Annotated in this window: 4 protein-coding genes and 1 pseudogene; all 5 read right to left on the minus strand. The window is 54.9% G+C overall.

The window, feature by feature from the left end; translation table 11 throughout:
• Positions 1-72: 72 nt before the first annotated feature.
• The 5 genes and pseudogenes from HQL76_09760 to HQL76_09780 all read right to left on the minus strand — a co-directional run bounded on the left by HQL76_09760 (position 73) and on the right by HQL76_09780 (position 7,898).
• Positions 73-891, minus strand: coding sequence for an enoyl-ACP reductase (locus HQL76_09760; protein ID MBF0109451.1), 819 nt, complete (start codon positions 889-891; stop codon positions 73-75).
• A gap of 126 nt (positions 892-1,017) precedes the next feature.
• Positions 1,018-2,169: an SAM-dependent methyltransferase gene (locus HQL76_09765; GenBank protein MBF0109452.1), complete on the minus strand. Its 1,152-nt coding sequence runs from the start codon at positions 2,167-2,169 to the stop codon at positions 1,018-1,020.
• 100 nt (positions 2,170-2,269) lie between these two features.
• Positions 2,270-4,936, minus strand: coding sequence for an EAL domain-containing protein (locus tag HQL76_09770; GenBank protein MBF0109453.1), 2,667 nt, complete (start codon positions 4,934-4,936; stop codon positions 2,270-2,272).
• 653 nt (positions 4,937-5,589) lie between these two features.
• On the minus strand, positions 5,590-7,029 hold the full coding sequence (gene nuoN / locus HQL76_09775; protein MBF0109454.1) for an NADH-quinone oxidoreductase subunit NuoN: 1,440 nt from the start codon (positions 7,027-7,029) through the stop codon (positions 5,590-5,592).
• Between the two features lie 320 nt (positions 7,030-7,349).
• Positions 7,350-7,898, minus strand: a pseudogene (locus tag HQL76_09780) (NADH-quinone oxidoreductase subunit M).
• Positions 7,899-7,962: the final 64 nt, after the last annotated feature.

The raw sequence follows: 7,962 nt of genomic DNA on the forward strand, positions 1-7,962 counted from the left end.
CTCCCTATTTTTAACATTATGAATATGTAGTTTATCGATAAAAGCCAGGGCGGCATTTCATGAAACAAAACTTCACTCCGTATTGGCCGCTCCGAGGGCCTGTTCTTCCTCTTCGGTCACGGCGCGCATGCCGACGACATGATAGCCGGCATCGACATGAAGCACTTCGCCGGTGATGCCCCCGGCCAGCCCGGACAGGAGAAACATGGCGGTATCGCCGACCTCCTCCTGGGTGATGTTGCGGCGCATGGGGGCGTTGTCACGATTCCAGTTGAGGATTTCCTTGAAATCACCGATTCCGGAGGCGGCAAGGGTTTTTGCCGGTCCCGCCGAAATGGCGTTGACCCGAATACCGCGTGGACCAAAATCGACGGCCAAGTAACGGACGCTCGCTTCCAGGGCGGCCTTGGCGACGCCCATGACGTTATAGTGCGGGACGACCCGTTCCGCCCCAAGATAGGAAAGAGTGACGACGCTGCCGCCGTCATGAAGAAAAGGGGCTGCCCTCTGGCACAAGGCCGTCAGGGAGTAGACCGAGGTTTCCATGGCCACTCTGAAGCCGTCGCGGGAGGTATTGTAGTATTTTCCGGTCAATTCATTTTTCTTGGCGAAGGCGACCGAATGGACCACAAAATCAAGTTTTCCCCAGCGTTCCGCGACTGCTCTGAAAACACCGTCGATCTCCTGGTCATTGTTCAGATCGCACTGGATGACGAAATCGGAATTCACTTGCGCCGCGAGGGGGAGGACCCGTTTTCGCAGTGCCTCGCCAAGGTAGGTGAATCCCAGCTCCGCCCCTTCACGGTGGCAGGAACGGGCGATTCCCCAGGCAAGGCTCCGTTCGTTGGCGACTCCGAAGATCAATCCTTTCTTGCCATCCATCCACCGCATAATCGATAACCCTCGTCCGTTATTGCCAATAAAAATTGTCGCGGGTCCAGGGGCCAAGCCCCGGAAAGCAATGTACGCGACCGATCGACCGTTGAAAAGTGGCGACGATCATTGTGCAGGGACAGATTATAATTCACCCCATCGATTGTTCAAGCGGTAGCCAGACAATTCCAGTCGATTCAGCCCTTTCGTCATCGCCAACACCTTGAAACGCTCGCCCATCTCCTCGGGCAGAATCAGGCGCATCGCGGTTTGGGAAACTTCGGCGGACAGTCGCATCCCCTCCTTTTTCATGAGGCCCTGCAACCGTTCCAGCAGCCCAAGCCCCAGGAAAAACCATCCCTGAGTGGTAAACCCGCAAGGTTCCCATCCGCCCTGCGCTCCGGCACGGGCCATGGCGGAAAAATCGACGTGGGTGGTCAGATCCATTTCTCCTGGAAATTTCAGTGGGTCATCGATCCGGTGATGCCGGTGGTGTCCCACCAGGGTTCCCTGCATCCGTTCCGAATGATAATAATCCCTGGCGGTGTACCCATAATCAATCATCAGCAGCATCCCGCGAAGGACCAGCCGGCCCGACTGCCGCATCCATTTCTGCGCCGGATATCCCACTTCGGTACGCATCCCAACAGGAAGATCAAGTCCGATTCGGGAAAAATGATCGGGTTCGATGCCGCGCCCCAGAGGGATGGAAACAATCGACAGAATCCCCTCCGCGGTCGCTTGGACGCCCCGTTCGACCAGGCCCGATGGTGTCATTTCAACCCAGCACACCGGAAGGGCGTCGAGAAATTCATTGCCGAGGATGATGCCCTGAATGCCCGTCCCAGCCGCCGCGGCAAGGGTATCGAACCAGGAGCATCGGTTCTGAAAACCTGCGTCGGCCAGTCTTTGCCGTTGAAGATTCCTCAATGGCGCTGCGATTTCGACCAGGCGATAATCGAGGGATTGGGCAAATTCGGGAAACTTGCGACTGGTGCGCAAGATGTCGGTTGCCAGATGTCCCGTTCCAGGTCCGGCCTCGATCAGGACGAACGGGGCGGGTCGTTTCATGAGTTCCCATACTTCGATGCACTGAAGCGTCAGCAATTCGCCAAAAAGCGAGGTCATGACTGGCGCCGTGACATAATCTCCTTCCCGACCGATTGAAATTTGTTCTTTTTGATAGTAGCCCTGACCTGGATGGTACAAAGCCAGTTCCATGAACCGCTCGCCCGAGACCGTTCCTCCTTGTGCCAGGATTTCCCGTGCGATCCAGGAAGGGTCATTGTCGATCATGAAATCCCTTCAGTCCATCGATCTTGGAATGAAACCGCAACCATTGTGGCACGCGACCACACAACCACCTTGTTCCCCTTCCCTTGAATTCATTCTGTGTTCATTCCATCCGCCCGATCGCCCACGGGTCGCGCAAACGCTTGCCACTTTTCAGCAACTCCGTGAATTCATGCGCCGCGAGGGGTTTGCTGAAAAAATATCCCTGCATTTCGTCACAATTTTCCGAACGGAGAAAATTCAACTGTTCTTCCGTTTCCACCCCTTCCGCCACCACATTCATCTTCAGACTCTTGGCCATCGCGATGATGGCATTGATGATCGCGGCATCGTCGGAATCGAAGGTCAGATCACGAACGAAGGATTGATCGATCTTCAGGGTATGAATGGGAAATCTTTTCAGATAACTCAATGACGAATAACCCGTACCAAAATCATCCACCGCGATGAACAACCCCAGGGAGCGCAATTGATTCAGGGTGGTGATCACCGATTCGACATTGTCCATGACCATGCTCTCGGTAATTTCCAACTCCAAAAGTCCCGGTGACAGGCCGGTCTCCCGCAGGATTCCCTGAATCCGATCGAACAGATCATGCTGCCGAAACTGCCGCGCCGACAGGTTGACCGCCATGCGCAACCGATCGAAACCGGAATCCTTCCATAGCCTGTTCTGCCGGCAGGCAGTCCTGAGAATCCATTCCCCCAACGGGAGAATCAGCCCCGTCTCCTCGGCGACAGGAATGAATTCACCCGGCGACACCATTCCCGCATCGGACTGATTCCAGCGTACCAACGCCTCCATCCCGACCACCTTCCCGGTCTTGAGCGATACCTTTGGCTGATAGAACAAGACAAATTCGTCGCGTTCCAATCCAAGACGCATGTTTTTTTCCATTCTCAGACGACGGTTGGCCTGTTCGCCCATGGTCGCTTTGTAGAATGTGCAGGTATCCCGTCCGGTGATCTTGGCGCGGTTGAGGGCCATGTCGGCATTCTTGATCAGGGTCGCGCCATCCTCCCCGTCTTCCGGGAACAAGGTGATCCCGGTGCTGGCGGTCAGGAACAGTTTGTGTTCCTCGATGATGAACGGTTCGGACAGGGCCAGGCTGATCTTGCGCGCCACGAATACAGCGTCCTTGGTATTGCGTATTTCGCGCATGATGAACCCGAAGGAATCGCCCGCCAGACGACTCAGGGTATCCCCTTCGCGTATGAAGGTCCTGAGACGGGCCGCGACATCCTTCAACAACTGATCGCCCAGCTGATGTCCCAAAGAATTATTGATCTTCTTGAAATGGTCCAGCCCCAGAAAAATCACCAGGACCTTGCCGTTGTTGCGCTGTGCATTGACCACCGCCTGATTGAGACGATCGACAAACAGATCACGATTGGGCAATCCCGTCAGGGTATCGTGATAGGTCTTGAAATGAAGTTCCTTTTGACTGGCGCGAATTTCGGTCAGGTCATGAAAAATGGAAATGAAGTTGGTCACGGTTCCGTTGCGATCCCGGATGACGATGATCGTTTCCCACTGCGGATAGGCCTCGCCACTTTTTTTCCGGTTCCATACCTCTCCCCGCCATACCCCATCCTCCAGCAACGATTTCCACAATTGTTCATTCAATTCCATCTCCTGTTGGAGATGGTGAAGGCTTTTCAGGGGATTGCCGATCACTTCCAACGGATCGAATCCGGTGATGCGGGTGAAGGCGGGATTGACGCTGCGGATGACCCCCCTGGCATCGGCGACCACCACCCCTTCGATGGCATTTTCCAATACCTTGGTGGTGATGCGCATGTGTTCATGAACCTCCTCCAGGGCGCCACCGAAAACCGAGGTGGCAATTCGCAAACGATCCTCAACCTCCCGGGTCGGCGTGATGTCATGGACGGTACACAACAGGTCGGACAGCTGGGATTTTTCGTGCCGATGCCCCTCGCAGACCAGATGCACGACGCGAATGCCGCCATCGGGACGCACGATCCGGCATTCCAGATCCAGACGCCCCCCCTCCTTCATCCCGGACAAGCCCTGTTCGACCCGAACCCGGTCGTCGCGATGAATTCGATCCAGAAATCCGGCAAGTCCCTCGGGAACTCCCGCCTGCTCCAGCCCCATGATGGACAACATTTCATCGGAAAAAGTCACCTCCCCCCGTTCCGGTTCCCATTCCCAATTGCCCAGGTGGGCGATGGCCTGGGCCCGTTTCAGACTTTCCCGTTCCTTCTTCAGATTCAGGGCCAGATTTTCGATAAGACGAAGGTCCCGATACGCCCGAAGCGCCGAGGTCACCGCAGTGATCAATTTCTGGCTGGTAAGATCCGTTTTCTCCCGATAATCATTGATGTCATACTGGGAAATCACCTCTGGTTCCGGCGCCTGGCCTGCCTGACCGGTCCGAAGAATGATCCGAACGAACACATTTCCCAATTCTTCCCGGATGTACCGGACCACCTCCAATCCTGCCTGGTCGGTTTCCATCACCACATCCAGCAGCAGCACGGCAATGTCTGGATTTTGCGCCATGATGCCACGGGCGTCCCGGCCATTGAATCCGCTCAACACCTCGATTCCCTGACCATCGAACCGCAGTCCGCGCAACACCATGCGCGTCAACTGATGCACATCGGGTTCGTCGTCGATGATCAGTATCCGCCAGGCCAGTGAGGACAACTCCGCCTCCGCCGGCAAACGGTCTTCGGCAAACAACCGCTCATCGACCAGCATGTCTTCGACGGATGGAGAGATTTCAAGCTGCTGATTCACCTCGGTTCACCAACTCCGTGTCGCTGAAAGAACATGGTCCCTTCGGGAAGGGACGCACAATTCCGGGAACAATTCACCAGTCATCTTTCTTTAAACCACAACCACCACAGTATACGCAGTTTTTCCACATCGGGATCAAGGGAGTCTTTTACCCACAGCCGATCTGCACGTTCGAAAGGAGTTTGATTAATCTTATCCTGGAATTGCGCCACGACGTCAATAAGTTCTTGACTGGTTGCGTGACAAGGGAAACACGCTCATGTTGTAAACTGTGTGACACCGCATAGAATCCTTCGTCTTGAATCTGCGCGAATCTGCGAAATCCGCGGATCGCACAGAAGAAAAGTTCATGAAGCGTATGTGGAATACGGAGGGTATGTCGTGAATCCGCGGATTTCGCGGATGGACGCAGATTTTTCAAAGAGAGATGAGCAGACCTATGCCATTATCGGTGCGGCAATGTAGAATTAAAAAAGTGACGTTGGAATTCCGCAGGATTCCATGCGGCTCATTTTCAAAACAAGTTCAATCACGGGTCGATGACAAGACAGGCACCGTCTACAGGGTACCTTGCAGAATACATAACCTGCAATGACCATTCCAAGTCCAAAGAAATCTCATTCAAGAATGGCGGCACTGGCTCCCCGACTTTTTCAGTGCAACACCGCCGCTCCCGCCCAGGCCAAGAGTCCACCCGGCAACACACCCCACAAAAAAGTGAGGAAAAGGCTGACTGTCACCACCAGCAACCCGCCGCCCGATACCTGAATCTTGTACGTCCCCTCGGGCTGATCAAAGTACATCACCTTGACCACCCTGAGATAATAAAAGGCGCCAATCGCGGAAAACAGGACACCCGCCACCGCCAGGGGGATCATCCCCCCCTTGACCGCCGCCATGAAAATGTTCAACTTGCCAATGAATCCCGCCAACGGCGGAATACCGGCCATCGAAAACATGAACATGGCCAGGACAAAGGCCATCAGTGGCTGCTTGTGGGCCAACCCTTGATAATCACCGATCTCTTCGCCCAACCCCTGGCGATCGAAGGCGATGATCACCGCAAACGTTCCCACGGTCATCACCAGATAGATGGTCAGATAAACCACAACCCCCACAATCCCATCCGGACTGCCTGCCACCATTCCGATCAACATGTACCCTACATGCCCGATCGACGAATAGGCCAACAGTCGCTTGATGTTCGTCTGCACCAACCCGGCGAAGGCGCCGACTGCCATCGACACCACCGCGAACAATTGAACGATCGGAATCCACTGCAAGGAATGAGCGGCGAACACGTCCAGCAAAATACGTATCAACACGGCCATCGCCGCGACCTTCGGCATGACCGACATGAAGGCCGTCACCGGCGTCGGCGCTCCCTGATAGACATCCGGCGCCCACATGTGAAATGGCGCCGCCGCCACCTTGAACCCGAGACCCGCCAACACCATCACCACACCCAGAGCGACAAGCTGACTCGAATGTCCCGCGGGCGATCCCAGAAATGCTCCGACCTCCCTGAAGCCAACCGAACCCGTCACCCCGTAGATCATCGAAATGCCATACAACAGCAGACCCGACGCAACCGATCCCAGAACAAAATACTTCAGTCCCGCCTCACCCGACCGCGTGTCGTCCCGCCGCCATGCCGCCAGAATGTAGAACGACAGCGACATCAACTCCAACCCCAGATAGAGGACGAGAAATCCCCCACTGGAGACCATGATCATCCCTCCCAACAGCGCAAACAACGCCACCACATGATATTCCCCTCCATCCATCGCATGACCCCGGAAATAATCGCGCGACATGAGGATCGGGAGAATCATCCCCGCCCCCATCAATAGCTTCATGGACCTGGAAAAATCATCGCTCACGAACTGACCGCCGAACGTTGTCGCGCTCCCCTGGCCCACCTGCAACACCAGAAAAACAGCCAGCGCCGTCAACAAGGTCAACCAATGAATCACCCCCCCTCCCCCCCTGTGGGTCCATGCACTCAACAACAAGAGCGCCATGGCCATGATGGCAACCAACAGTTCGGGCATCATCAGCGTCAATTGGATATCCACCATTTCCACTGCCATCAGGCCCCCGGTTCGAGATTATTGAAAGAAAAAAGGTAACTGCCCAGGTACCCCCAGGGCCCAGAATTATTGAAAGAAAAAAGGGGTCTGGGGGATTGCCCCCAGGGTTTTGACTTTGTTTTTGATTTTGTTTTTCCACGCGCCCTTTCACCCGAAGCAAGATTCCCGCAAAAACCGCGGAAATTCGCTTCGGGTGAAAGGGCGCGTGAAAAACAAAGTCAAAAACAAAATAAAAAATAAAATCAAAAACAAAGTCAAAACCCTGGGGGCAATCCCCCAGACCCCTTTTTTCTTTCAATAATTTTTCGCCGAGGTCCGGTTCAATGCGCCACAGCGACCTTCACGACCTGCGCCTGCTCCAGCAAATGTACCACCGAAGCATGGAAAACATCCAGAAACGGCTTGGGATAGAAACCGATCCAGAAGACCAGCACGATCAGGGGAACGAAGGTTGCCAACTCCCGAGGTCCGACATCCAGGAGCGCCGCGACCTCCGGATTGCGAATCTCGCCAAAAACCACTCTTTTATACATCCACAACATATAAGCGGCTCCAAGCACCACCCCGGTCGCTGCGAGAAAAGCCACGGCCTTGGAAGTGAGAAACGCCCCCAGCAGGATCAGGAATTCGCCAACAAAACCGTTGGTCCCCGGCAATCCGACCGAGGCCATCGAAAAAAGCATGAAAATCACCGCATAGACAGGCATCCTCTGGACCAGGCCGCCAAATCGGGCGATCTCCCGTGTATGCAGCCGGTCATAGACGACCCCGACCAGAAGGAACAGCGCCCCGGCGACGATCCCATGGTTGATCATCTGAAGAATGCCCCCCTCCAACCCCTGTTGATTGAAGGTAAACAAGCCAATGGTGGTGGTTGTGGTTTAAAGAAAGATGACTGGTGAATTGTTCCCGGAATTGTGCGTCCCTTCCCGA

The sequence above is a fragment of the Magnetococcales bacterium genome (genome assembly GCA_015228815.1).
Taxonomy (GTDB): Bacteria; Pseudomonadota; Magnetococcia; order Magnetococcales; family UBA8363; genus UBA8363.

What these genes read in the sequence shown, in the direction of transcription:
- HQL76_09760 (MBF0109451.1), bottom strand. Translation starts at nt 891, where the DNA reads ATGCGGTGGATGGATGGCAAGAAAGGATTGATCTTCGGAGTCGCCAAC.
- HQL76_09765 (MBF0109452.1), bottom strand. Translation starts at nt 2,169, where the DNA reads ATGATCGACAATGACCCTTCCTGGATCGCACGGGAAATCCTGGCACAA.
- nuoN (MBF0109454.1), bottom strand. Translation starts at nt 7,029, where the DNA reads ATGGCAGTGGAAATGGTGGATATCCAATTGACGCTGATGATGCCCGAA.